Origin of the sequence: Paenibacillus marchantiae (genome assembly GCF_028771845.1) — a bacterium.
GTDB classification, from domain to species: domain Bacteria; phylum Bacillota; class Bacilli; order Paenibacillales; family Paenibacillaceae; genus Paenibacillus; species Paenibacillus marchantiae.
In genome coordinates this window covers 65424-89642 of sequence record NZ_CP118270.1, presented here as the reverse complement: position 1 = coordinate 89642, position 24219 = coordinate 65424, and the positions used below count along the sequence as shown (strand labels likewise).

Annotated in this window: 25 protein-coding genes and 1 rRNA gene; 24 read left to right on the top strand and 2 right to left on the bottom strand. The window is 48.0% G+C overall.

Annotation, left to right across the window (positions count from 1 at the left end; genetic code table 11):
* Positions 1-139: 139 nt before the first annotated feature.
* From yyaC to PTQ21_RS00505, 5 genes are all read left to right on the top strand, one after another.
* On the top strand, positions 140-682 hold the full coding sequence (gene yyaC / locus PTQ21_RS00525; RefSeq protein ID WP_079697093.1) for a spore protease YyaC: 543 nt from the start codon (positions 140-142) through the stop codon (positions 680-682).
* 76 nt (positions 683-758) lie between these two features.
* On the top strand, positions 759-1550 hold the full coding sequence (locus PTQ21_RS00520) for an alpha/beta fold hydrolase (protein ID WP_274568512.1): 792 nt from the start codon (positions 759-761) through the stop codon (positions 1548-1550).
* 240 nt (positions 1551-1790) lie between these two features.
* Positions 1791-2480 carry a DUF6483 family protein gene (locus PTQ21_RS00515; protein ID WP_063566640.1) on the top strand — a complete coding sequence of 230 codons (690 nt, stop codon included), beginning with the start codon at positions 1791-1793 and terminating at the stop codon, positions 2478-2480.
* A 90-nt stretch (positions 2481-2570) separates the two neighbouring features.
* Positions 2571-3848, top strand: coding sequence for a class I SAM-dependent methyltransferase (locus tag PTQ21_RS00510; RefSeq protein WP_090954861.1), 1278 nt, complete (start codon positions 2571-2573; stop codon positions 3846-3848).
* Between the two features lie 1270 nt (positions 3849-5118).
* Positions 5119-6297, top strand: a complete 1179-nt coding sequence (locus PTQ21_RS00505) for an O-antigen ligase family protein (protein ID WP_338020303.1) — start codon at positions 5119-5121, stop codon at positions 6295-6297.
* Between the two features lie 186 nt (positions 6298-6483).
* On the opposite strand, the gene PTQ21_RS00500 is transcribed toward PTQ21_RS00505, so the two are convergent.
* A complete protein-coding gene (locus PTQ21_RS00500) occupies positions 6484-6831 on the bottom strand; it encodes a hypothetical protein (RefSeq protein WP_064640579.1) in 348 nt (115 codons plus the stop codon).
* Positions 6832-6991: 160 nt separating this feature from the next.
* On the opposite strand from PTQ21_RS00500, the gene uptA reads away from it, so the two are divergent.
* From uptA to PTQ21_RS00415, 17 genes are all read left to right on the top strand, one after another.
* Positions 6992-7606 carry an undecaprenyl phosphate transporter UptA gene (uptA, locus tag PTQ21_RS00495; RefSeq protein WP_063566612.1) on the top strand — a complete coding sequence of 205 codons (615 nt, stop codon included), beginning with the start codon at positions 6992-6994 and terminating at the stop codon, positions 7604-7606.
* 2 nt (positions 7607-7608) lie between these two features.
* A complete protein-coding gene (locus tag PTQ21_RS00490; RefSeq protein WP_079697089.1) occupies positions 7609-8178 on the top strand; it encodes a thioredoxin family protein in 570 nt (189 codons plus the stop codon).
* Positions 8179-8184: 6 nt separating this feature from the next.
* Positions 8185-8817, top strand: a complete 633-nt coding sequence (locus PTQ21_RS00485) for an MBL fold metallo-hydrolase (protein WP_274568509.1) — start codon at positions 8185-8187, stop codon at positions 8815-8817.
* A gap of 271 nt (positions 8818-9088) precedes the next feature.
* Positions 9089-9340, top strand: coding sequence for a hypothetical protein (locus PTQ21_RS00480; protein ID WP_143021589.1), 252 nt, complete (start codon positions 9089-9091; stop codon positions 9338-9340).
* A 98-nt stretch (positions 9341-9438) separates the two neighbouring features.
* Entirely contained in the window at positions 9439-9975 is a 537-nt protein-coding gene (gene sigY, locus PTQ21_RS00475) for an RNA polymerase sigma factor SigY (protein WP_231952702.1), read from the top strand.
* A gap of 2 nt (positions 9976-9977) precedes the next feature.
* Complete coding sequence (locus PTQ21_RS00470) at positions 9978-10313, top strand: YxlC family protein (protein WP_063566616.1); 336 nt, start codon at positions 9978-9980, stop codon at positions 10311-10313.
* Positions 10306-10542: a hypothetical protein gene (locus tag PTQ21_RS00465; RefSeq protein ID WP_063566617.1), complete on the top strand. Its 237-nt coding sequence runs from the start codon at positions 10306-10308 to the stop codon at positions 10540-10542. Before PTQ21_RS00470 ends, PTQ21_RS00465 begins: the two co-directional genes overlap by 8 nt.
* Positions 10543-10668: 126 nt before the next feature.
* Positions 10669-11052, top strand: coding sequence for a hypothetical protein (locus PTQ21_RS00460; RefSeq protein ID WP_024631336.1), 384 nt, complete (start codon positions 10669-10671; stop codon positions 11050-11052).
* A 303-nt stretch (positions 11053-11355) separates the two neighbouring features.
* Positions 11356-11643, top strand: coding sequence for an Asp-tRNA(Asn)/Glu-tRNA(Gln) amidotransferase subunit GatC (gene gatC, locus PTQ21_RS00455; RefSeq protein ID WP_063566618.1), 288 nt, complete (start codon positions 11356-11358; stop codon positions 11641-11643).
* A gap of 27 nt (positions 11644-11670) precedes the next feature.
* A complete protein-coding gene (gatA, locus tag PTQ21_RS00450; protein ID WP_063566619.1) occupies positions 11671-13128 on the top strand; it encodes an Asp-tRNA(Asn)/Glu-tRNA(Gln) amidotransferase subunit GatA in 1458 nt (485 codons plus the stop codon).
* A gap of 26 nt (positions 13129-13154) precedes the next feature.
* Positions 13155-14594, top strand: a complete 1440-nt coding sequence (gatB, locus tag PTQ21_RS00445; protein WP_063566620.1) for an Asp-tRNA(Asn)/Glu-tRNA(Gln) amidotransferase subunit GatB — start codon at positions 13155-13157, stop codon at positions 14592-14594.
* Positions 14595-14714: 120 nt separating this feature from the next.
* A complete protein-coding gene (locus PTQ21_RS00440; RefSeq protein WP_063566621.1) occupies positions 14715-15179 on the top strand; it encodes a GNAT family N-acetyltransferase in 465 nt (154 codons plus the stop codon).
* A 32-nt stretch (positions 15180-15211) separates the two neighbouring features.
* The gene (locus PTQ21_RS00435; RefSeq protein ID WP_063566622.1) at positions 15212-15922 is read left to right on the top strand and encodes an MgtC/SapB family protein; all 711 of its coding nucleotides are present in this window, start codon (positions 15212-15214) and stop codon (positions 15920-15922) included.
* 146 nt (positions 15923-16068) lie between these two features.
* A complete protein-coding gene (locus PTQ21_RS00430) occupies positions 16069-16662 on the top strand; it encodes a hypothetical protein (protein WP_063566623.1) in 594 nt (197 codons plus the stop codon).
* Between the two features lie 26 nt (positions 16663-16688).
* On the top strand, positions 16689-18089 hold the full coding sequence (locus PTQ21_RS00425) for a DUF4097 family beta strand repeat-containing protein (protein ID WP_274568499.1): 1401 nt from the start codon (positions 16689-16691) through the stop codon (positions 18087-18089).
* 174 nt (positions 18090-18263) lie between these two features.
* Positions 18264-18686, top strand: a complete 423-nt coding sequence (gene perR, locus PTQ21_RS00420; protein WP_024631328.1) for a peroxide-responsive transcriptional repressor PerR — start codon at positions 18264-18266, stop codon at positions 18684-18686.
* Between the two features lie 137 nt (positions 18687-18823).
* The gene (locus tag PTQ21_RS00415; protein WP_274568495.1) at positions 18824-20554 is read left to right on the top strand and encodes a glycosyl hydrolase family 18 protein; all 1731 of its coding nucleotides are present in this window, start codon (positions 18824-18826) and stop codon (positions 20552-20554) included.
* 122 nt (positions 20555-20676) lie between these two features.
* Here PTQ21_RS00415 and PTQ21_RS00410 read toward each other — a convergent pair whose 3' ends face one another.
* A complete protein-coding gene (locus PTQ21_RS00410; RefSeq protein ID WP_053778954.1) occupies positions 20677-21081 on the bottom strand; it encodes a YgzB family protein in 405 nt (134 codons plus the stop codon).
* Positions 21082-21203: 122 nt separating this feature from the next.
* Here PTQ21_RS00410 and PTQ21_RS00405 point away from each other — a divergent pair, with 122 nt between their 5' ends.
* Positions 21204-22085 (top strand): nucleotidyltransferase-like protein, encoded by an 882-nt coding sequence (locus PTQ21_RS00405; RefSeq protein WP_244552237.1) that lies wholly within the window; start codon positions 21204-21206, stop codon positions 22083-22085.
* Positions 22086-22550: 465 nt separating this feature from the next.
* Positions 22551-24103: ribosomal RNA gene (locus PTQ21_RS00400) — 16S ribosomal RNA — on the top strand.
* Positions 24104-24219: the final 116 nt, after the last annotated feature.

Sequence of the window (24219 nt, the reverse complement as noted above, 5' to 3'; positions counted from 1 at the left end):
ATCGGAAACTGTTGTCATTGTATCATGATTGGACAGGCTCAGGCCAATGCTTTTGCGACGAAATCAAGCATCGGGTAAAATGAGGAATATAACAATAGAGACTCAGGCAGGAAGTACATGTGTATAAGGAGGTAAGAGATTGGCCGTATATAAGCGGGAATTGGTTCGTCATCAAAGTAGGGAAGCCCGCCACAATGTGCAGGGAGAAGACTTGGTATTATTTTTCAAGCACATCTATAAGCTTCATTCACCGGATGAAATCACCTTTGTCTGTATCGGGACGGACCGTTCCACCGGAGATGCTCTGGGCCCACTGACAGGCAGTCTACTGCAGGAGTATGGAGTGAATCACGTTGTAGGAACTCTGGCTTCTCCTTGTGATGCGGATACACTGGAGAAGAGGCTGGCGCTTGTCCCGTCACATCATGCCATCATCGCCATTGATGCTTGTCTGGGTCCAAAACAGGCAACAGGTACATACTATCTTGCGGAACATCCACTGATTCCGGCAAAATCGGTTGGAGGCAAGCTGCCGCCAGTTGGTCATTACAGCGTGGCTGCTGTAGTGAATGCTAATGGACCGAGACCTTATTCCATTCTACAGATGACCTCGCTTCATTTCGTTATGGGCATGTCCAGATCGATTGCAGAGGCGGTCGCCGAAGCAGTGAAATACAGATAAACGTTTCATTAATGATATGCAGGCTTAATAATATACAACTTGAATTAATTTAATTCGCGCAGAGAGAGGGATTTATATGGAAAAAGTGATGTGTGACGGAACGACGATTTGTTATGCCGAACAGGGTAAGGGAGAAGCACTCATTTTGCTCCACGGATACTGCGGCAGTTCATCCTACTGGGATGAAGTGGTGCCTGAGCTTGCACGCAGCTATCGTTGCATCGTACCCGATCTGCGTGGACACGGAAAAACGGACGCACCTGTAGGTAGTTATACCATTGATCAGATGGGCAATGACGTATTGCAATTAATGGATGAGCTAAAGGTGGACAAGGCTTTCCTGCTCGGTCACTCCATGGGCGGATATATCGCACTTTCTATCGCACAGCGCCACCCAGAACGATTGAATGCCTACGGCTTGATTCATTCCACAGCCTATCCGGATAGTGAAGAAGGCAAAGAAAAACGCCTTCGTGCAGTATCCACCATTCAGACGGAAGGCATTGTTCACTTTGTAGATGGGCTGGTTCCCGGTTTGTTTGCACAAGAACATTTGGAATCGCTATCGACGCAAGTGACTCGTGTGAAGGAAATTGGTTACCAGACTGCGCCACAAGGGGCAACTGGAGCTGCACTGGCTATGCGGGAACGACCGGATCGTCGTGATGTATTGTCCGCTACACCGCTTCCTGTCCTACTGGTTGCCGGAGAGAAGGATGCCGTCATTCCGCCGGAACGTACATTCACAAGTGACAAACCACATATTACACAAGCCGTGATTCCTGGGGCAGGACATATGAGCATGTATGAAGCTCCGGAAGATTTAATTCAGGTCATTAAACAATTTTTGACGGGATTATCGAAGTAATAATGGAACATGAATAGAGTATCGGATGATTTCGCCTCCTTGGCGGAGCGTCGGTATTTTGCTAAACCCCTGCAACGTTCGCTCAAGAACGGCAGGGGTTTTATTTGTTCAGGGCCAGAGCATAGGACGAGCCATAGACCATGTTTTGGCTTTTTGTCATGGCATGAATTAAAATGATGAGAATGGATCATGCAAGTGAAACTGGAATGTACACGATCGAATGATGAGGGGGCACATAGCATGTTCAGGAAAGATTATCTGCTCCGCATGATGGAGGAAATGACAGAAGCGATCGGCAAAGTATTTACACTTAAACAACAGCGAAAACACACGGAGGCTCTGTCCGAGCTGGACGAGCTGCTGCGTAGGCAGTTTGGACTGAATTTATCTCTGCTGAACTCACTGCCGGCCGAGGATGTCATTGAAATGTTCCGTTTTCGCGGCGTCATTGAAGTGGACAATCTGCAACAAGCCGCCAGGCTGATCGAAGAAGAGGCGTACATTTATAATGAAAAGGCCAAAGTAGAGGGCATAGATGACCAGGAAAAAATGGAGTCGGAGAATGAAGCACTTATTCGTCTGATGAGATCACTTCATTTTTACCTGTACGCACTGAATAATGGGGCTAATCCGAAGCTGCTGGATGCACCAGATCGTGTGGAGGGAATATTGGAGCAGACGAAACAATACGAACTTCCGGCACGAACGGAAAAGCAGCTTGCCCTGTATCGTGAACAGCAGGGGCGTTATGATCAGGCTGAGAATAGCTGGTACAGACTGCTGCAGGTAGATGACAGCCATCCCATTCAGTATCGGGGTGAGGTACAGGCTTTCTATGAAAGGTTAAGACAACTGGAAGATGAGCAATTGCAACAAGGTGGTTTGCCTCGTGAGGAAGTGGAAGAGGGGATTGCCGAGCTGAACCGTTAAACCGATGAATAGGCCGTTAACTTGGAGAGGGAACGGAATTGTGTTATGGTAACGGTTGACCAAACCAAACCGAAAGTGAGATGTACCCCCGTGGATTCATTGCGAAAGCTTATACAAGACATCTTTGAACAGAATTCGCTGATTACAGCGACCTGGAGCCAGCTGCGCAGACGGGACAATGTCTCGTATACGAAAGTGCAAGTCAAGCCGGTAACGCTCAAGAATCAGCTTCATTATCAATTCGCATTTCATTATACCAACAAAGTGCTGCACGAGAATTTGACTCCGGATGAAGCGGCAGAGCGCATGACTTTGCTATGCGAAGAGACGTTTCGTCAAGGACTGCTCTGTACTACAGACGCAGACTATCAAATTTTGATCAGCAAAAAATATAAAGTGTCCATCTTGACCAAGTCGCCTTCCAAGACTGCGGTGGACCTCTCGCATAATCGCAAAAAGCAATATGTGCTGGAAGATGGAGTTCCCGTTTCATTTCTGGTGGAGCTGGGGATTATGAGCGAGGAAGGCCGCGTTTTGGCTCGCAAGTACGACAAGTTCAGACAGATCAACCGTTTCCTCGAAATGGTTCAGGACGTCATCCCGCATCTGCCGGAGGGCCGTCCACTTACCATTGTTGATTTTGGTTGCGGGAAGTCTTATCTCACCTTTGCTTTATATCACTATTTGTCCGTACAGCAGCGCAGATCGCTTAAAATTATTGGCCTCGACTTAAAAGCCGATGTTATTGAACACTGCAATGATCTGGCAAACAAATTGCATTACGGTGACCTGAAGTTCCTCGTTGGAGACATCGCTGACTATGACGAGTTGAATGAAGTGGATATGGTTGTAACGCTGCATGCCTGTGATACAGCAACCGATGCTGCTTTGGAGAAAGCCGTTCGTTGGGGCGCTTCGGTCATTCTGTCTGTACCGTGCTGTCAGCATGAGCTATTTGATCAGATTGAATCCAACGTGATGAACCCGTTGTTGTCACACGGTATTCTGAAGGAACGTTTCTCCGCTTTGGCAACCGATGCCATTCGGGCCAAGCTGCTCGATCTGATGGGATACAAAACGCAGCTGCTTGAATTTATCGACATGGAGCATACGCCGAAAAATATTTTAATCCGTGCCGTACGAGGCCAGGCTGGGCAGACTGCTGACATGTGGAACGAATATACCGCATTCCGTGATTTCATTCACGCAGATCCTTATTTGGAGCGGGCTTGTGCGGACTTGCTCCCAGGTGGTGGCAAGCTGAAAGAAGCTGCACCGAACCAAGGGGCAGATGCGAGCCAGGAGAATTCAAATGGGGAATCGACCAAAGGTGTCACCCAAGATGCCAGCCACTGTGATCACTGTTGAATGTGAATGTCTATGGAACAATGAAAAGTGATGCATAATGTTTGATGGCAGATGGCAAGAAGGATGATACATGATTGAGTTGCTTGATCCTTTGAGACGATGCAGTTCGTCTGCCATCGCCGTTGACGGGACATACTGATAAGAGGGTCCCGTGAAAATAAATATAATGTGCCAAAGGCATGAAATCAGGCAGAAGACCCTAATGGGGCTTCTGTCTTTTTTTGTTTGAAATTCATTAAGAGGAATACGGAGACGGGAGAAAGGAGAGGGACATATGAAGGGAGGAAAATCAGATGAGAAAGCCAAGTGGAGTTCAGAATCGGCATTAACGGCAGTTCTTGGTTTAATTGCAGTGGCTTTACTGTTGACAGGATGTCTATGTAGGGGATTGTTTTATACTACGGACGTATATCCCATGGTACTCATGGCATCAGGAAGTGTACTTATTTGGTTTGTTTTGTTCATTATGTGCTTTAATGCACCGAAGACGAGAGGGCAGTTAGGGATTGCTCAGTGGTTGGATTACCTCAAACGACTATATGAGGCGATTATGCAGTATGCTCACTTCCGCTGGATGCTTTGGCCCCTGGCAATAGCAGTCTGGTTTGGCCTGCATGTATGGATGGGCTCTGTAAGCGTACAGGGAAGTTTGGATGAGATGCTGCGCTGGAGCCTTCTGGCGATATTTGCGTTGCTAACCGTCATACTGGCATCACGCGCGAACGGAACGCTTTGGTTTGCCTGTGGCTGGCAATTGGCAGGCGGCCTGATTGTGCTAAGCGGAGTGCTAGCCGCGTGTGGTGTGCTGCCGCTGCCTTATGGGGTCATGCGAACCGCTGACCCCGAGATCAGCTCCGCTGGAGCCCGGCTCGGCGGATTGCTGCAGTACCCTAATGCGTACGGTGCCATTGTTGGCATGTACGCATTGGAGCGGCTGGCTGCCGCCGCGCGCGCCATGGCCCGGCCGTTGTCGGCCGGGCGGCTCATCGCGGCAGCACTGCCGCTCATGCCCGCGCAAGCCGCGCTCCTGCTGAGCGAGTCGCGCGGCGCTTGGCTGGCGACCGGCTGCGCCGCGGTCGCCGCCTTCGCTTTGCAGCGGCGCGGTGCCCGCCTGCCGCTGCTGCTGGCCACGGCCGCGCCCTTGGCGTGCGCGGCCTGGCTCTACCGCCAGCTGGCTGCGGCCCAGCTGGCGCCTGCACCCGTGCCCGGCCTGCTGGCACTGGCCGGGGCATGGGCAGCTGCGCTGCTCGGCACGCTGCTGCTGTGCCGTTTGTGGCACAGCGGCGCTCGTGCACGCGCCGCTGCCCTCACGGCCACAGTGCTGGCGGGAATCGCTGCCGCCACTGTGGCCGTGGCCTCCACAGCCGACCGCATGGCGGCTGGTGTCGGCACAGGGCTGTCCCGCCTTCAGATGTGGCGGGACGCCCTGAAGCTCTGGACCGAGGCCGCATGGCTGGGCCACGGGGGAGAGACATGGCGCAACATGTTTCACGCCATCCAATCCTCGCCTTATGTCGGAGGCGAGGTCCACAACGGCTTCCTCGATCTGGCACTCGATACAGGCGTGATCGGGTTGCTGCTCATCGCCGGATGGTTCTTTTCCACCCTGCGAACGATGTGGAGGCATGCACCGCAGCTGCTGCCTTCGGTTATTGTTTTTGTCCTCCATGGCGCTATGGACTTTGACTGGAGCTTCACCTTCAATTGGATGCTGTTCATTTGGCTTGGGGGCTGGGCCCTCTCGTCGTCAACTCTTCAGGAATCCGTGGCTGACAAAAAACGGTCTCGTTTTCTCCGTCGGTTAAGCCCGTGGCCTCAACGGATATTAACCGGACTGTTCGTCATGTTTTGGCTCGGCGGCACAGTCTGGCTTGCTGGACAACAAGTGGCGGCAGAACAACAATATCGTTTAGCCATGTCAAAAAATACAGAAGGTGCTGAACGTAAAGCGCTTCTTACTGCGGCGTACAAGTTCAACCCTTACAGACCGGATATCGCCATCTCCTTGTCCCGTACGCTTCCAGCGAAAAAGGCTGACTCCATATTGGTGCAGAGCTTGTCCTTTTCCCCTGTTTCACCCCAACTCTACGGAGAGCTGGGGCGGTTAGCCGCTCAATCGGGTAGAGGAGAGTCGGCCGGGAACTATTTTGAACAAGGCCTGGCCCAGAATCGTTTTGACGCGTCCAGCCAGTCCCAAGCCCTGTATTGGATGGAACAGGCATCACGGAGGGAACTGGCGTCAGGGTATGCTGAACGAGGAAGGCAGACCGCTGCTGCTGGAGTAAGGATATATGAACGTTACAGACAACTGGCAGAAAAAGTAGCATCAGAGAAGGATAGAAATGATCGGCGTTTTGAGCTTGGAGAAGACGCATTACGTTACGGGGATAATCTGCGCCTCCTTGCTTTTGATCCACTTGCTTCAGAGGTGACCAGAAAGATTCCCTGAATATCTGACCTCATCCAACGCTAAAAGAGAACGAGATCCATGAAAACAATGATTCAACTTTTAACGGCATGAACGATCTCGCATGGATCCAACGAAAGTATTGGCTTACGCCTCAGTTCGGGTTATTCAAAATCGAACAAAATGCTGCACCATAAGCTGTTCGTCTACCTGTTCATTGCTCCCAACCTACAAGCGATATCCGCCAAACGCATTCTTAAAGGCAGCTTGCAGCGGTTCTACCTCTACACCCCATAGAGTCGCAATCTCTAAGCTGACATCCGCGTTCCACCATTCGCATAATTTTTTGCGATTATCCCGATTTTCTCCGATCCAGAGCAGATTGGCGATGACCTTCCCATAATACAATTCTTCCGCCTGCTTCATCAGCTCTGGGGAGATATATACCTTTAGCTTTTTGGCTGTTCGATACAGCTCTTTGCTGCATGCTCTTCGGATACCGCGGGCAGAAGGCAGTTTCTGGCCTGGGGTGTTATGTTTGACCGGGGGAGTACCGGGTGCTGATTTGAATGACATCTTCTCACGCTCCTCTCCCGATACCATATGCAAACGCCTGCCTGCGGGACACTATCCCAGACGGGTGAAGTAGCAACAGCTACAGGCCTGTGATAAAATAGGGACGAACATCCATGGTGCGGAAGGGCACTGCCAATCAGGATGAAGAAAGAGGGTCGAGATGGACGTTATTCATAACATTGTCAATCAATTATTCGATTGGATTCAGAGTCTTGGATACTTTGGAATTATGCTTGGACTAATGCTTGAAGTTATTCCGAGTGAAATTGTACTGGCATATGGAGGTTTTCTCGTTTCACAAGGCCATATTAATTTTTTCGGTGCATTGATTTTTGGTACCGTGGGCGGTGTCATAGCCCAGCTATTTATTTACTGGATTGGCCGTTATGGCGGAAGACCTGTACTTGAACGCTACGGAAAATACATACTGATCCAGAAAAAGCACATCGACCATTCCGAAGAGTGGTTCCGCAAGTATGGGACAGGGGTCATTTTCACGGCGCGTTTTGTTCCGGTCGTAAGACATGCCATATCGATTCCTGCCGGTATATCCAAAATGCATACGGGTCGATTTATTTTGCTGACAACCCTCGCTGTTATACCGTGGTCTGCATTGTTTATATATTTAGGGATGATACTTGGAGATCAATGGCAACATATCAACGAGAAAGCGGCACCTTATATTATGCCGATTCTGCTCGTTGCTCTCGCACTTATGATTGTTTATGTACTTATTAAATGGATGAATGCTCGTAAAAAGAAGGGAAGTGTCTAGTTATGGGAAAACCAAACTTGTCTCACAAATTCGGTAAAGGTCTGCCACCGAAAGATTTCATTGAAAGCATGACGAAGAACCAAAGTGAGTTTCAGGCAAACTATGACAGCTTTGTATGGCCAAGTGAGGATGATCGTGAATTTTTCGAAAGCCTGAATCACCGCGATGATTTGCGTGTGTTAATTTTGGCTGCTGACTGGTGTGGAGACGTGGTACGCAATGTTCCGGTCGTGTTCCAGGCGCTGGAAATCTCCGGCATTCCGACAGAAGTTCTTATTTTGGAAAATCACCCTGAAGTGATGGATGAGTTCCTTACGATGGGCGGACGCTCTGTTCCTGTCGTTATTTTTGCAGATACGGGCGGACATGTACTGGGTCAATGGGGACCTCGTCCGCAACATGTGCAGGAAGTTATGGTTGAATTCAAACGTCTCAACCCGGACCGTGAAGCAGCAGATTATCAGGATAATTTGGCTGTAGCACGTCAAGAGATTGGTAAACGTTATGGGGAAGGAACGGAGTCAAATGCAGCTATTATTCGTGAGTTGCGTGAACTGATTTCGGGTTACTGAGCCGATATGCTTAACATTCGTACATTTTCTTTGGGACCGCTCCAGACCAATGCGTATCTGTTGCAGGGTGATGATCCAGGTAAAGCCGTAATCATTGACCCTGGAATGAATCCGGGCTCATTACTCAAAGCTATTCAGGACCTGGAGATCGAAGCGATCCTGCTTACTCACGCGCATTTTGATCATATGGGCGGCGTGGATGAAATTCGCAAATTGAAAGGCTGTCCCGTTTATTTGCATGACTTGGAGAGTGATTGGCTTACGACGCCGAAATTGAATGGTTCTTTGAACTGGCCGCAGGCTACCCCGCCGCTTTCGACAGATCCAGCTGAATATGCCTTGGACGAAGGGCAGACTCTGAACTTTATTGGTCATACGTTCAAAGTGTACCATACACCGGGACACTCCCCAGGCAGTGTAAGTCTGCTGTGTGGTGACGATCTGTTTGCTGGTGATGTTCTGTTCCGTATGGGTGTAGGCAGAACGGATCTGACCGGAGGTCGTGAACGGGATCTGATTGATTCCATCCAGAACAAGTTATACACCTTCGCGGATGAGGTCAAAGTGTATCCAGGTCATGGTCCCAAAACGACAATCGGATATGAGAAGAAGAACAATCCTTACGTGTCTGCAAGATGATCCGACAATTTATGTGAAGAAAGTCTGGACAAGTGACAACTTTTTCATTAGAATAGCAATTAGTTGTTACAAGCGTTAAAGCACCATCTAACTGAAGCAATACAAAGAAACACCCTAACTTGCGAAGCACGCAGACTGTGGTCTATACCCGGTTTGCGTTCTTTTTTTGTTTTCAGCCACTTTTTTATAAAAGTTACATCCGTTTAACCCTACATACAGATCGTTGACAAGTATCTACAGAAGATCGTCTAATGAGAGCGAGGAATTAGAAGTGGAGAAAAAGCGAGTGATTCAGTTTGGACAACGTGCCGAGAACCTGATCATCGAAGAAAACCGTCTAGCAATGGAAAGTGGCAGAATAGAAGCAGTTACCCAGCGTCCTCAACTACATAACTACATGAATAATGAGATGAATCCAATCAAGGATCAACAGCAAAATATATGGAGGAGTCGTTTATTAAGCAGTGGAGCCCGCAACCAACCGTGGTTCGACAAACTGCAAGATTACCGAAATGAAGTCTGATTGCCCGGGAAATTGTCGGCTTCAGATTTTTTTTGGATTGAATTGAACGTTTCTGCAGAGCCTGTCGTAATAACATAAGACTGAGCGGAGAGCAGGTGATGATGCAGATGGAGGCAGCCGAACTGGAAGAGGTACAGAGAGCGATACAGGGGGATGACAGTGCACTGGCAGAACTACTGCAGCGTCACTACGCCTTTGTGTATAAGTATCTTGTCAAAGTAACGATGGACCCCAACGTTGCTGAGGAGACGGTGCAGGATACGATGATTCGATGTATGGAAAATATTTATAGATACGATGGCTCGTCTGCCTTTTCGTCATGGATGATTACGATTGCCACCCGTATATATATCGACAAGTCCAGGCGCAGACGAAGAGAACAGATTTGGCTGGAAGCCATTCGTAATCAGGCTGTACGGAAATTGCGGTGGCAATTTGAGAGCCGGAATGAAGAATGGACAGATGTTATGGATGCTATGACAAGGTTAACCCCAGAACATCGTATTGCCGTCCTGCTGAAGCATTATTATGGTTATGGCTATGATGAAATCGGTGAAATGCTGGGTATTCCATCCGGAACGGCGAAGTCTCGAACTGCCTATGGCCTTCGTCAATTGAGAAAGGAGCTGGGTTGAGCATGAGCAGATCTGAGGAACAGGATGAACAAGAGATTCTGAAGCGGATGCAACAACAGATGAGAGTGCTCGATGATGCATATGAGCCTGTAAACATTCCTTCATTAGCCTCCATTGAAGCCCAAGTCAAGGAACGAAAACAAATGAGACGACGAGCCAATCGGATCGAAATGATTTTGTTCTGGATTGTGGGATTGTTCATTATCGCTTTTGGTGCCTTATTGTTCCATTCGGCTCCAGCTCTATATTTGGGTATCCAGGCGATTAGCTTGTGCGCAGCGATTGCCGTGGGAGTAATCTGGTCAGGGAGACGCCGGAAGGAGACTCGTCATGAATGATCTGCATTATTCTTTAAATGAGATTCCTCTCATATGGCTTATTCTGATTGCCGTTCTTTTGCTAATACAGGGAACATGGATCTTTCAGGATGCACGCAGACGTGGCCGTTTCCCCTGGTTATGGGGATTGTGGGGCATTACCGGATTCCCAACACCTTTGATCATATATTGGTTCATTGTGGTGCGAGCAGATCGCAGACCCCCTAAGCAAACGTCGGACAAACCATAGAGTTCACGGGTTGGAAAAAAGATTTTGCACAAATGTTTTGTTTAATTCTAGTAATCGTAGACAGCGCTATTCTTTTCTAGTAGACTATACAAATAATAAAAAGATAGACTACCAGGAGGTTAGACGATGCTGCGATTAGGAGAGAAGGTTGTCATCGTCGCGGATGCGTTTGAGCAGAATCTTCCTGTGGGGGAATATGGTTTCATCATCGCTTATGACCGGAATCCGGACAATGCGTTCGATTACGTGCTTCGAGTGCCGCAGGTGAATCGGAACTTTTTTGTTCCATCCGGCGACGTCGATCTAGAAGAGGTTCTGCTGAAGCAGGAAGCTGAGCGGGTCGAGCGAGAAGCGTTGATAGATTACGCCCTTGCGACACACAATGAGAAACTGTTTCATCATCTGATGAACGGAGATTTTCAAGCTGTGGAAGAGGAAGAGGAAACCGCGAACGATGTTATGTCCCAGGCGGATTTTATAAAGCAGGTTAACCTGCGTGCATGGATTTAGAATTTTAAGAGTCGGCTGATGCCGGCTCTTTTTTGATTAGACTGGAACATATGAACGTTGAAGCTCCTCATTATCCTGGTTAACGCGTAAAAATTCAGTTAATAGGTTTTGAAATTCGCATTAAAGGAAGACTCCCCTGATGTGGTGTTATTTTGCATATTCGGTAACTCGGGTCATTTGCATTGAATTGTCGAACTATCTCACCTATAATGAAAAAAGTTATCTTGGGACTTTAGCCCGTTAAACGGACGATTCGTTTTCGGCGGTTTCAGGAATTAGAACGAATGAAGGAGGCATCCGGAAATGAGTATTTCGAATAATGACGTTCAGCATGTGGCCAAGCTGGCCCGGCTTAATTTGACTGCTGAAGAAGAGCAAACCCTGACAGGGCAGCTGAACGCGATTTTAAAATATGCTGAGAAGCTGAATGAACTGGATACAGAGAACATTGAGCCTACCACTCACGTGCTGCACGTCAGCAATGTGATGCGTGAAGATGAGACGAAAGAAAGTCTGTCGATTGAACAGGTCATGCGCAATGCACCAGATGAAGAAGACGGGCAATTCAAAGTGCCTGCTGTAATGGAATAACGGATAACCGGAAGGAGGACGAATTACGTGAGTTTATTTGAACAATCGTTGCCGGAGATACATAACAAGCTGCACGCCAAGGAGCTGTCGGTCAGCGATCTGGTGAATCAGGCATATCAGAACATTGGTGAACGGGATGAAAAGGTTAAGGCTTATCTGGCGCTGGATGAAGAACAAGCACGTGCTCGTGCACGTCAACTGGATGATCGTCTCGTCAGCGGTGAGGAGAAAGGTTTGCTTTTCGGTCTGCCAGTCGGCATTAAGGACAACATCGTTACGAACGGACTGCGTACAACATGCGGCAGCCAGTTTTTGCGCAATTTCGACCCGGTGTATGATGCAACGGTTGTCGAGAAGCTGAAAGCGGCAGATACCGTGACGATCGGGAAGCTGAACATGGACGAATTCGCCATGGGCGGCTCTAATGAAAATTCAAGCTTCTACCCTGTACGTAACCCATGGGCACTCGATCGTGTTCCAGGCGGCTCCAGTGGTGGATCTGCTGCGGCTGTTGCGGCAGGAGAAGCTTATTTCACATTGGGATCAGATACAGGGGGCTCGATCAGACAGCCTGCATCCTATTGCGGCGTTGTTGGTTTGAAACCTACCTACGGACTCGTTTCCCGCTTTGGTCTGGTTGCATTCGCATCTTCCCTGGATCAAATTGGACCTTTGACGAAAAATGTCGAGGATTCTGCCTATGTGCTGCAAGCCATTGCTGGTTATGACGCCAAAGATTCGACATCCGCGAAAGTGGATATCCCGGATTACTTGAGCGGACTGACAGGGAATGTCAAAGGACTTCGCATTGCTGTTCCGAAGGAATACATTGGTGAAGGCGTCGATCCTCAAGTTAAAGAAACCGTCCTGTCTGCCCTGAAAGTCCTCGAAGGACTCGGTGCAACATGGGAAGAAGTATCGCTTCCGCATACCGAATATGCGGTGGCTACGTATTATCTGCTCGCTTCCTCAGAGGCTTCTTCGAACCTGGCTCGTTTCGACGGCGTGCGTTATGGTGTTCGTGCAGACAATCCGGAAAACTTGCTGGATTTGTACCACCAGTCCCGTAGTCAAGGTTTTGGTCCTGAAGTGAAACGACGCATCATGCTTGGAACCTATGCACTCAGCTCGGGTTACTACGATGCGTATTATTTGAAAGCTCAGAAAGTGCGTACGTTGATCAAACAGGATTTCGACGACGTATTTGCCAAATATGATGTCATCATTGGACCAACTGCGCCAACAACGGCATTCAAACTTGGTTCCCAAGTCGATGACCCACTTACGATGTATCTCAACGACATTCTGACTATTCCGGTCAGCCTGGCTGGTGTACCTGCAGTCAGCATCCCTTGCGGATTCTCGGATGGACTGCCTGTTGGCATGCAGATTATCGGTAAAGCTTTTGATGAAACGACCGTACTGCGCGTAGCGCATGCGTTTGAACAAAATACGGAATTCCACAAGCAGCGTCCGCAGCTGTAGACTGCCCGGAACGGAGGAATATAGAAATGTCCGCATCTAAATATGAAACGGTCGTTGGACTTGAAGTCCATGTCGAGTTGCATACAAACTCCAAAATCTTTTGCGGCTGCTCCACTGCCTTTGGAGCTCCGCCAAATACACATACTTGTCCGGTCTGTCTCGGACACCCAGGCGTATTGCCTGTATTGAATCGCCAGGCTGTAGATTACGCGATGAAAGCAGCCATGGCCCTTAACTGCACTGTTGCTGATGTCAGCAAGTTTGACCGCAAAAACTACTTCTATCCCGATTCTCCGAAAGCATATCAGATCTCACAATTCGATCAACCGATCGGTGAGAATGGCTGGATCGATATTGAAGTCAACGGTGAAACGAAGCGAATCGGCATTACGCGTCTTCATCTGGAAGAAGATGCAGGGAAGCTTACCCACGTGGACGGCGGCTATGCTTCATTGGTCGATTTCAACCGTGTTGGTACGCCGCTCGTGGAGATTGTCTCTGAGCCGGAGATTTCTTCTCCGGAGGAAGCTCGTGCATATCTGGAGAAATTGCGTGCCATCATGCAGTACTGTGATGTATCCGACGTGAAGATGGAAGAAGGTTCACTGCGTTGTGATGCCAACATTAGTTTGCGTCCGCATGGACAAGAGAAGCTGGGAACGAGAGCCGAACTGAAAAACATGAACTCCTTCCGTGGCGTTCAGCGTGGTCTGGAATATGAACAATTCCGCCAAGCGGAAATTTTGGACGACGGCGGCGAAGTGGTTCAGGAAACTCGTCGCTGGGATGAGGCTCAAGGGAAAACACTGTCGATGCGTGGTAAAGAGCAAGCGCATGACTATCGTTATTTCCCAGACCCGGACTTGGTTAAGCTGCATATCGATGCAGCCTGGAAAGAACGGATCAGAGCTTCCATACCGGAGCTTCCGGACGAGCGTAAAGCCCGTTATACCGCTGATTATGGACTGCCTAATTATGATGCTGAGGTTATTACCTCTTCCAAAGCGGTCGCTGATCTTTTTGAAGACAGTCTGAAATACACCAAGGATGCCAAAGCCGTATCCAACTGGATTATGGGTGATTTGCTTGGTTATTTGAATACAAGCAACCTTGAATTGACTCAGGTGCCACTGACTGGCCAAGGTCTGGGTGAGATGATTGGATTGCTTGAAAAAGGTACAATTAACAGTAAAATCGCCAAAACGGTATTTAAGGAAATGCTCGAGAGCGGCAAGCTTCCACAGCAAATTGTTGAAGAAAAAGGTCTGGTCCAGATTAGTGACTCAGGTGCCATTCTCGCGATTGTGGAGCAGGTTGTTGCGAACAACCCGCAATCCGTGGAAGATTACAAGGCTGGTAAGCAGAAGGCCATTGGCTTCCTCGTTGGTCAAGTCATGAAAGAAAGCAAAGGCAAAGCCAATCCGGGACTAGCCAATCAACTGCTTACAGATGTACTGAACCGCTAATCCATCCGGTGAGGCCGGACAGAAAGAGGCTCGTCCCTGTGACAGCCTCTTTTTGTTAGGGCATAAGTTTGATTTTATTGTCCTGGATTCAGTGGACGTACGAAGGAGATGAGGTAGGTTATGAAGATTCAATCTTTGTCATTGAATGATCTGGAGACCGTAGGGCAGCTCTGGCGACTGCAGCATGTAGCTTATCGGCTCGAAGCCGAGATCATCGGGTTCCAGGAAATTCCGCCTTTGATGGATACGATGGAGACACTTCAGAACTGTGGAGAGACTTTCTATGGCTATCTGGACACGGATGGGGAATTGCTTGGTGCGATTGCGGTGGATGAGGAAGAGATCAATACATTGACGATCACACGCATGATGGTGCATCCTGATCATTTTCGTAAAGGGATTGCTGCTGCTTTGATGACGTATGTGTTTGAACAGTATCCGGATCTTCCGCGTTATATCGTTTCCACAGGAACGTTGAACCAGCCAGCCGTGAAATTGTATACCAAATTCGGTTTTAAGCCCGTGGAGGTTGTACAGATTGCACCTGGAGTGGAATTAACGACATTTCATAAGAATAAAGATTAATGATGTGAACAACTGGAGGAGGAATACCGGCTTTGGGCAATCCCTGGTTAATAGATGAGTGGCACATTTTATTGCGATTATTACTGGCTATGCTGCTTGGAGGGCTTGTAGGCCTGGAGCGGGAGCGTTCCAATCATGCTGCCGGTCTGCGTACCCATATTTTGGTATGTCTTGGATCTGCACTAATCATGATGTTGTCTATTTATGGTTTTAAAGATTTTGCAAATGAATTAAACGTAAGAATTGATCCGGCCCGTCTGGCTACAGCCGTTATTACAGGCGTTGGGTTTCTCGGAGCGGGCACGATTCTTTTTACCGGCAAATCGATTACCGGACTGACAACGGCGGCTTCCATTTGGGTTGTGGCAGCCATCGGACTAGCAACAGGCGCAGGATTCTTTTTTGCCTCCATCGTGTCAACCGTCTTGGTATTACTTAATCTCTGGGTATTCAACAAGTTGGAGCTTAGGTATATACGAGGAAACAAACTGCATGTCGTTACACTTCATACTTTGTCTGAGCCCGGTTTTCTGGAACAGGTATCTTCATTTATGGAGCAGGAGAAGATCAAAATCCGTAAAATAACGGTGAATGAACAGGATTTGGCTTATGCTGAAATGATATCGGTTGAACGCAAAATTGAAATTGTGCTGCATGTCTACATGCCACATGAATTGAGTGCAGTGCATCTCGTATCCAAGTTAAGACAGTGGGAACATGTAACGAAAGTGTCAGTCGAATAATTGAATTAAACCCTCTGAGGCCTTTAGTGCCGGAGGGTTTTTGCTCATAACCATATTTCTTCCAGTTACTCTCCCGGCTCTTTAGGGTACTATCTAACCAAATGCATGAAGAGCGGGAACATCAGCCCGGAAGAAAGGAGTCGTTTATGAAACGCAAACGTCAGTCGAACAACACTTCCAGCGGAACGCGCGGAAAACCTGTCCGAAATCGAACTCACAAGTTTATTGCCGGGTTACTAAGTGCGGTTATTCCGGGTCTGGGCCATATTTATCTCCGATTATACATGAGAGGTCTGACTTTCATGATGCTTGTACTACTGGACCTGTCAGCACTCTTGTACTTCTCAACCATTGGAATACAGATCAATGTACCATTGCTTATCCTGTTGGCGTTGTTTATTCCGGTGATTTACTTTTACAATGTATTCGACGTATTGCAATCTGCGGACTGGGTGATGATGCGCAGGAGAAGAGCGGTTACCCACAATAGCTCGGACAAGCCCATTCCTAATGAACGTTCTGCAGGGGAAGCCATGATGGTGTGGGAAAGAGGCATTTCGTTTGGATTGCTCCTGATTGTAGGGGGATCGCTGCTGGTATTGTTCTTTCGTAAACCACGTTGGTTTAAAGAGTTAATCGCTGTGTATGGCGGATACACTTTTGCTGTTCTGATGATCGCAGGAGGACTAATCCTTTTCGGACGGGAAATCTGGGTCATGCTTCGCAAGAAGAAAATCTAGTGTGAACTATTCAAGGAGGGATAGCCATGAACCGTAAAGTCCGGGTCGGCCGCTATACGGCTGCCGCCTTACTCGTAGCTGTCGGTGTGCTGTTGATTTTGGATAAACGGTGGGGAACGGACTATGTATATGAGATGGTCGATTGGTGGCCCCTCTTGCTCGTTGTGTTAGGTGTAGAATACATACTGTTGTTCTTAGTGACACGTCGAAGAGGGAATGCAGGTTCAGACAACCAAGGTGAGAAAATTAAAATGCGCTTCAGACCCGATGCGAAGGGCATCCTGACGTCCCTTGTCCTGACGGCTTCTGTATTTATCGTTTCTGAGCAGGATCATTATATGCATTTGTGGAACAGGGTGAGTCTTAATCTCGGAGCGGCATCCATGGACTATAGTCAGGCAGCAGGATATATGGAAGATAAGGGCACGATTCGGGTGCCTGTAGGTATGGATACATCGGACCTTGTTGTTGAGGGAGTGAACGGGGATATCTCGATACAGCGGGGGGATACGGAAGAAATTGAAGTGCGCACGGTAGTTTGGGTGGATCAGACAACTGAAGTACAGGCCAAAGCAGTGGCGGACGCTTCTTTTGTTGAGGCAGACGGGACAAAAGTGATTCATATCAAGACTACAGGCAAAACGTATGGAGAGAACGAGAAAACACAGCCGCGGATGAATATCACCATAACGATCCCGGATGATCGTCGTTTCAATCTCGATATTCGGACGTCCAATGGAGCCATATTGTTGAATCGTCCGGAAGCCATTAGTACCATTTTGGCCGAGACCGGAAATGGACGGATAAGAATTACGAATGCCGTAGGTGATATTTCCGGTAAAACGCTGAATGGTGATGTCGTTGTGGCAAATGCGATCGGAAATGTGGACTTGAACAGTAATCGTGGGGACATGAAGGCCCGTGGGGTTTCTGGAAATGTGAATCTGACTACACAAGTCGGAAGTATTAACATCACGGACTCCGTCGGAGAGATCACAGCGGATACCCGAAACGGAAATATCAATGTAGACGGCGCAAGCTTGGCAGTCAAAGCTCAATCCCTCAATGGGAGTATAAGTATTGTTTCCGCCAAAGTAGGCGGTGACTGGGACGTTTATAGCGCTGTAGGTGCTATTAACATTCTGCTTCCGGAGCGGGGGGATTATAGCCTCAGTGGTTCCAGCAGTTATGGAGATCTGCAAACGGATCTGCCGTTTAAAGTGAAGAATAAAACGATTGAGGGCCAGCTTGGTGAAGGAGAGTATACTGTTAAAGTTGAAGGTAACAGCGACCTTACTATTGATCGTAATCCTGCAGTGCCTCCTGTTGGAACGAATTCATTGGATTCGGAAGATACAGACGATAACTTGGAACAAATGACCGAAGACGGACAGAATTCCCAAGACCAAACGTCCGAAGTTCCCTGACTGGCGCGTTGACAATAAACTTGCAATCGCCGTACAATAAATATAAACTGGCAAGGTTACACGGCAGGAAAATGTAATGTCGTTGTTCCAGCCGAGGATCAACTCTGAATGAAGAGAACATGTGATCATACATTCTGTCTCTGCAGAGTAATGAAAGGTAAGGCGGTGGGTTTTATGGCAACACGTGTCCAACATGCGTTGGAGCATCTGAAAACGACCGGTGTCCGTATTACACCCCAGCGTCATGCCATATTGAACTATCTGATGGAATCCATGGGGCATCCGACAGCCGATGAAATTTACCGTGCGCTTGAACCCCAGTTTCCCAGTATGAGCGTGGCGACTGTATATAACAATTTGAAGATGTTTCTGGAAGCGGGCATGGTCCGGGAGTTGACATACGGGGATAACTCAAGTCGCTTCGATGCCAATGTGACGGATCATTACCATGTTATCTGTGATAAATGCGGCAAGATTGAAGATTTTAGTTATCCTTCGCTAAAAAGCGTGGAGCTCCAGGCGGAGTCAAGTACAGGATTTGAAGTACATGGTCACCGGTTGGAAGTATATGGTGTTTGTAAAAGTTGCAGGGATTAAGAGAGATGAATTACAATATTAACGTGCAGAATTCAGTTTGGATTCTTCACGTTTTTTGTTTTTAGGACGATAGAATGTATATAGTCTTCAGCAGTTTAGCTATTTCATGATTCAGCATGATTAACGGAGGTAGACGTTTGAGTAGAAAAAGCAGATATACACGTCAGAAGCGCCGCTCGTTCTGGCCTGGATTTTTGGCTGCCTGTGTTGTTGCAGGCGGTGCTTATTGGCTAATAACGAATGTTTGGCTTAATCAGATTCACGAAGACCCCGACTGGATTGGTATGAATCAACCTATTTTTGTAGACGGACAATTGATGGATGGCGAGGCTTCAGGAACGGGAGATCAGCTTAAATTGCCTGTATCGGTGCTGCAAGAGGCGATCGATTCCGGAATACGTTATGAAGCAGACACAGGAGATATCATTATTGCAACACCGCAGCGAGTACTCCATATGAAGGAAGGCAGTACGAAAGCGGAACTTAATCATCGAGATTATCCCATGACGGTTAAACCGGAGGTGGTTGGGGGGGAAGCTTATATTCCGCTCAAACCATTGAAAGAAGTATATGGGATAGCTATACAGGAAGATGTTACAACGGGTGCCGTTCTGCTGATGCGTGGAGGTGACACGATTCAGTATGCGGAGATTAATACATTGTCTTCCAAGGCAGACAAAACGGTTCCTTTGTACAAACGCGGGGGAGAATCTTCTCCCATCATCGCCGATATGGAGCAGGACGCACGAGTAAGGGTATGGCAGACAGGTGATGACCAGAGCTTTGTTCAGTTGGATAATGGTTATGCCGGTTATGTGGCTAATAAGTATGTCACTATTACGGAGAAAAAGGAACTGGACAAGCCTAAATTTACCCTGACTGCGGCGGAGAAAAAGTGGCAGAATAAACCGGTCAACCTGGTTTGGGAAGCCGTATACAACCGACAGCCTGATGTGTCTTCGATTGGCAAGATGCCTGGAGTTAATGTGGTAAGCCCCACATGGTTCCATATTACAGATGGACAAGGCAACGTAAAAAGTAAAGGGGATAAAGCATACGTCAACTGGGCTCACCATTCCGGCATGGAAGTATGGGGCTTGATGGATAACAGCTTTGATCCGGATGTTACGAAAGAAGCCGTGGCCTCATATGAGACACGTACGCGTATTATAGAGCAGATGCTAGAGTATGCACAGACGTATCATTTGGACGGCATTAACATTGACTTTGAGAATGTCTATACAGACGATGGACCGAATATCACTCAATTTGTCCGCGAAATCAAAGCAATGGCGCGCATTCATGGTTTGATGCTCTCGGTTGATGTGACGCCGAAATCGAACAGTGAGATGTGGTCTGCTTTTCTGGATCGTCGCTCGTTAGGCTCTTTTGCCGATTATATTGTCGTTATGGCGTATGACGAGCACTGGGCTGCGAGTCCAAAGGCCGGTTCGGTTGCCTCGCTTCCTTGGACCGAGTCTTCTATGAGAAAGATCCTAGAAGAGGATGAAGTACCATCGAACAAATTGATTATGGCTGTGCCGCTATATACTCGAATCTGGACGGAAGAGACCAATGATCAAGGAGAAGTGAAAGTGTCCTCCAAAGCGGTAGGCATGAGCACCGTCGCAGACCTGATCAAGGAAAAGAAACTCAAACCTATTCTGGATAAACAAAGCGGACAGAATTATGTGGAATATTCCGAGGATGGGGCCACTAAGAAAATCTGGATAGAAGATGCCGTTTCGCTTCAGGCACGTGTTGATTTGGTTGCTTCGTTGAAATTGGGTGGAGTAGCTGCATGGAATCGAAGCTTCGCCGATGCATCAGCATGGGAGACGCTAAAACAGGCAGGGTATTCGAAATAAACATGAAATTGCTCTTTTGAACTTATATTAATTAATTTAAAAGTCTTTCTGAAATTCAAAAAAAAGGTCCGGTGAAGATACCGGGCCTTTTTTTTGTCTCTGGGCTTTGATGAAAAGAAAATCTAGCTGTTGGAACTCATGCCATGATCTGTGTCGGAAGGGGATGGAGGTGTGGAATGCGCTTTCAGTTGTGAACTGGTAGTATTGGCCTGATTAGGGTCCAGGGTAAGGATGGTGTGACAGAACATACAACGATCCGTCTTGCCGAGCATTTTGGTTAACTTGCCACATTCCGGACAGTCCACTTGTACTGCGCTTGTGGAAAGCATACCAGCCCAGAAATAAATGGCCAGACTAGCCATCATGGCGATCAGGCCGATGACGAGCCCCACAGCAGCAAATACTTTGCCTGCGTGTCCCCAGAATACAATTCCTGCCGTTCCCAGTACCATTAGGCCCATGCCTAGCATGGTAAGCAGTAGTCCCCAAGTGCGAAAAGCATTAATTTTTGCTGATTTAAAAATCATGAAAAATGCTCCTATCGTATGAGTAGTATCGGACCTGGATAAGAAGGAAACTTCAGCCTACATGTAGAATTACATTATAACTGACTTGGCGCTTATCTGCCATGAATTGTATGGAGGGAATCGTGGAACTAAAGAACCTTGCTTTTTTGTCCGAACAGTCGGAAGAGACAGGGGCAGTTGGGGCTATCGCTTATTCCCACCCGGGAGAGCGATTCCACGGCTCCCTAATCCAGGATTTTGAATTGCTCGTACTTGTTGTTCATAATACCGACCAGTTGATATCCAAGGTTGGACACTACAAATATGGTGATCTTCGTTATCAAATAATCTATGTCAGCCGTCATGAGCTGCAGAGCAGTGTAATCACGGGGGATAACAATAACATCATGCAGTGCCTGATTGAAGGTGAGATCATCTGGGAAGCGGATAACGCCTTGAGCGATTTGCGAGAGGAACTATCTGCTTTTGGAACCGAACTGCGTGAGCAAAAGCTGCTACATGAATTCGCCAGTTTTTTGAGAATGTATGTGGAAGCGAAACGTTACATTCAAGAAGGACATGTTGTTGATGCCTATTACAATGTTCTTGAGGCTCTGGGGAACTGGGCAAGAATTGTACTTATTGAACAGGGGATCTACCCAGATCATGCGGTCTGGACACATGTGCAGAGTTTGGATCGTGCTTTGTGGAAGCTCTATCAGGAGCTTACAGTAAGTTCAGAGACGCTGGAACAGAGAGTTGAGCTTGTGCTGCTTGCTTGTGAATTCTCAGTGATGTCCAAAATGAGCGATTGCTCTGGATTGCTTCTGCGTGTGCTTGGAAGTCGAAGAGAACCTTGGAGTATGGATGAACTTGTCCATCATCCACAGTTGAGATTCGTACGGGAGGATTTGCCGCTTATCCTTCGTAAGCTGGTGTTTCGTTCTATAGTAAAAGAATCGGCAGGATGGCCATCCTTTATAGGAGGAGATGGGCGGGAAATCCGCTATTGGATTGAGGCGTAGTTACTCGTGAAGCCTGACGTTATATGGATTATAAAGTGGGAGGGGAAACCTTCCTTTTTTGTTTGTTTAATAATTTATAAAAAGAGGTTGACTCTTATTCAGGAAATATGATACATTATATTTCGTTCCTCAAACGAGCTTATCGTCAACAAATGATAAATTCTGCATAGGAATTAGTGAAGAACGGAAGCTTCAAAAAAAGAAATTAAAAAAAGTTCTTGACGAAAACAAACGAGATGTGATATATTATTTAAGTCGCCGCCGAAAACACGGTTGAGACGAAAAAGAGTAACGCAAATCGAGTTTGATCTTTGAAAACTGAACAACGAGTGAGTAACGATCTTGCTTGCAAGATCGACGCTGAGAAATCGGTACACGTCTTCGGACTGTATGATTTCGAAGCGAAATAAATGAGATTTTTAATCTCGTCAGATTCAAAATGAGCTTATCGCTCTTTTCAATACTTTATTGGAGAGTTTGATCCTGGCTCAGGACGAACGCTGGCGGCATGCCTAATACATGCAAGTCGAGCGGACTTGATGAGAAGCTTGCTTCTCTGATAGTTAGCGGCGGACGGGTGAGTAACACGTAGGCAACCTGCCCTCAAGTTTGGGACAACTACCGGAAACGGTAGCTAATACCGAATAGTTGTTTTCTTCTCCTGAAGAGAACTGGAAAGACGGAGCAATCTGTCACTTGGGGATGGGCCTGCGGCGCATTAGCTAGTTGGTGGGGTAACGGCTCACCAAGGCGACGATGCGTAGCCGACCTGAGAGGGTGATCGGCCACACTGGGACTGAGACACGGCCCAGACTCCTACGGGAGGCAGCAGTAGGGGATCTTCCGCAATGGGCGAAAGCCTGACGGAGCAATGCCGCGTGAGTGATGAAGGTTTTCGGATCGTAAAGCTCTGTTGCCAGGGAAGAACGCTTGGGAGAGTAACTGCTCTCAAGGTGACGGTACCTGAGAAGAAAGCCCCGGCTAACTACGTGCCAGCAGCCGCGGTAATACGTAGGGGGCAAGCGTTGTCCGGAATTATTGGGCGTAAAGCGCGCGCAGGCGGTCATTTAAGTCTGGTGTTTAATCCCGGGGCTCAACCCCGGATCGCACTGGAAACTGGGTGACTTGAGTGCAGAAGAGGAGAGTGGAATTCCACGTGTAGCGGTGAAATGCGTAGATATGTGGAGGAACACCAGTGGCGAAGGCGACTCTCTGGGCTGTAACTGACGCTGAGGCGCGAAAGCGTGGGGAGCAAACAGGATTAGATACCCTGGTAGTCCACGCCGTAAACGATGAGTGCTAGGTGTTAGGGGTTTCGATACCCTTGGTGCCGAAGTTAACACATTAAGCACTCCGCCTGGGGAGTACGGTCGCAAGACTGAAACTCAAAGGAATTGACGGGGACCCGCACAAGCAGTGGAGTATGTGGTTTAATTCGAAGCAACGCGAAGAACCTTACCAGGTCTTGACATCTGAATGACCGGTGCAGAGATGTACCTTTTCTTCGGAACATTCAAGACAGGTGGTGCATGGTTGTCGTCAGCTCGTGTCGTGAGATGTTGGGTTAAGTCCCGCAACGAGCGCAACCCTTATATTTAGTTGCCAGCACTTCGGGTGGGCACTCTAGATAGACTGCCGGTGACAAACCGGAGGAAGGTGGGGATGACGTCAAATCATCATGCCCCTTATGACCTGGGCTACACACGTACTACAATGGCCGGTACAACGGGCTGCGAAATCGCGAGATGGAGCCAATCCCAACAAAGCCGGTCTCAGTTCGGATTGCAGGCTGCAACTCGCCTGCATGAAGTCGGAATTGCTAGTAATCGCGGATCAGCATGCCGCGGTGAATACGTTCCCGGGTCTTGTACACACCGCCCGTCACACCACGAGAGTTTATAACACCCGAAGTCGGTGGGGTAACCGCAAGGAGCCAGCCGCCGAAGGTGGGATAGATGATTGGGGTGAAGTCGTAACAAGGTAGCCGTATCGGAAGGTGCGGCTGGATCACCTCCTTTCTATGGAGAATCGTTTCCCGAGTGGAAACATTCAAATATGCAGCTTAGCTGCAAAAATTACTCACTCGTTGCTCAGTTTTGAGAGCTCAAACTCTCAAACAGCTTGCTTTTGCATG

Excerpts from the sequence above, each read along its gene's own strand:
- PTQ21_RS00520 (WP_274568512.1), top strand. The coding sequence starts at position 759 with ATGGAAAAAGTGATGTGTGACGGAACGACGATTTGTTATGCCGAACAG.
- PTQ21_RS00515 (WP_063566640.1), top strand. The coding sequence starts at position 1,791 with ATGTTCAGGAAAGATTATCTGCTCCGCATGATGGAGGAAATGACAGAA.
- PTQ21_RS00500 (WP_064640579.1), bottom strand. The coding sequence starts at position 6,831 with ATGTCATTCAAATCAGCACCCGGTACTCCCCCGGTCAAACATAACACC.
- uptA (WP_063566612.1), top strand. The coding sequence starts at position 6,992 with ATGGACGTTATTCATAACATTGTCAATCAATTATTCGATTGGATTCAG.
- PTQ21_RS00490 (WP_079697089.1), top strand. The coding sequence starts at position 7,609 with ATGGGAAAACCAAACTTGTCTCACAAATTCGGTAAAGGTCTGCCACCG.
- PTQ21_RS00485 (WP_274568509.1), top strand. The coding sequence starts at position 8,185 with ATGCTTAACATTCGTACATTTTCTTTGGGACCGCTCCAGACCAATGCG.
- sigY (WP_231952702.1), top strand. The coding sequence starts at position 9,439 with ATGATGCAGATGGAGGCAGCCGAACTGGAAGAGGTACAGAGAGCGATA.
- PTQ21_RS00470 (WP_063566616.1), top strand. The coding sequence starts at position 9,978 with ATGAGCAGATCTGAGGAACAGGATGAACAAGAGATTCTGAAGCGGATG.
- PTQ21_RS00465 (WP_063566617.1), top strand. The coding sequence starts at position 10,306 with ATGAATGATCTGCATTATTCTTTAAATGAGATTCCTCTCATATGGCTT.
- PTQ21_RS00460 (WP_024631336.1), top strand. The coding sequence starts at position 10,669 with ATGCTGCGATTAGGAGAGAAGGTTGTCATCGTCGCGGATGCGTTTGAG.
- gatC (WP_063566618.1), top strand. The coding sequence starts at position 11,356 with ATGAGTATTTCGAATAATGACGTTCAGCATGTGGCCAAGCTGGCCCGG.
- gatB (WP_063566620.1), top strand. The coding sequence starts at position 13,155 with ATGTCCGCATCTAAATATGAAACGGTCGTTGGACTTGAAGTCCATGTC.
- PTQ21_RS00440 (WP_063566621.1), top strand. The coding sequence starts at position 14,715 with ATGAAGATTCAATCTTTGTCATTGAATGATCTGGAGACCGTAGGGCAG.
- PTQ21_RS00430 (WP_063566623.1), top strand. The coding sequence starts at position 16,069 with ATGAAACGCAAACGTCAGTCGAACAACACTTCCAGCGGAACGCGCGGA.
- PTQ21_RS00425 (WP_274568499.1), top strand. The coding sequence starts at position 16,689 with ATGAACCGTAAAGTCCGGGTCGGCCGCTATACGGCTGCCGCCTTACTC.
- perR (WP_024631328.1), top strand. The coding sequence starts at position 18,264 with ATGGCAACACGTGTCCAACATGCGTTGGAGCATCTGAAAACGACCGGT.
- PTQ21_RS00410 (WP_053778954.1), bottom strand. The coding sequence starts at position 21,081 with ATGATTTTTAAATCAGCAAAAATTAATGCTTTTCGCACTTGGGGACTA.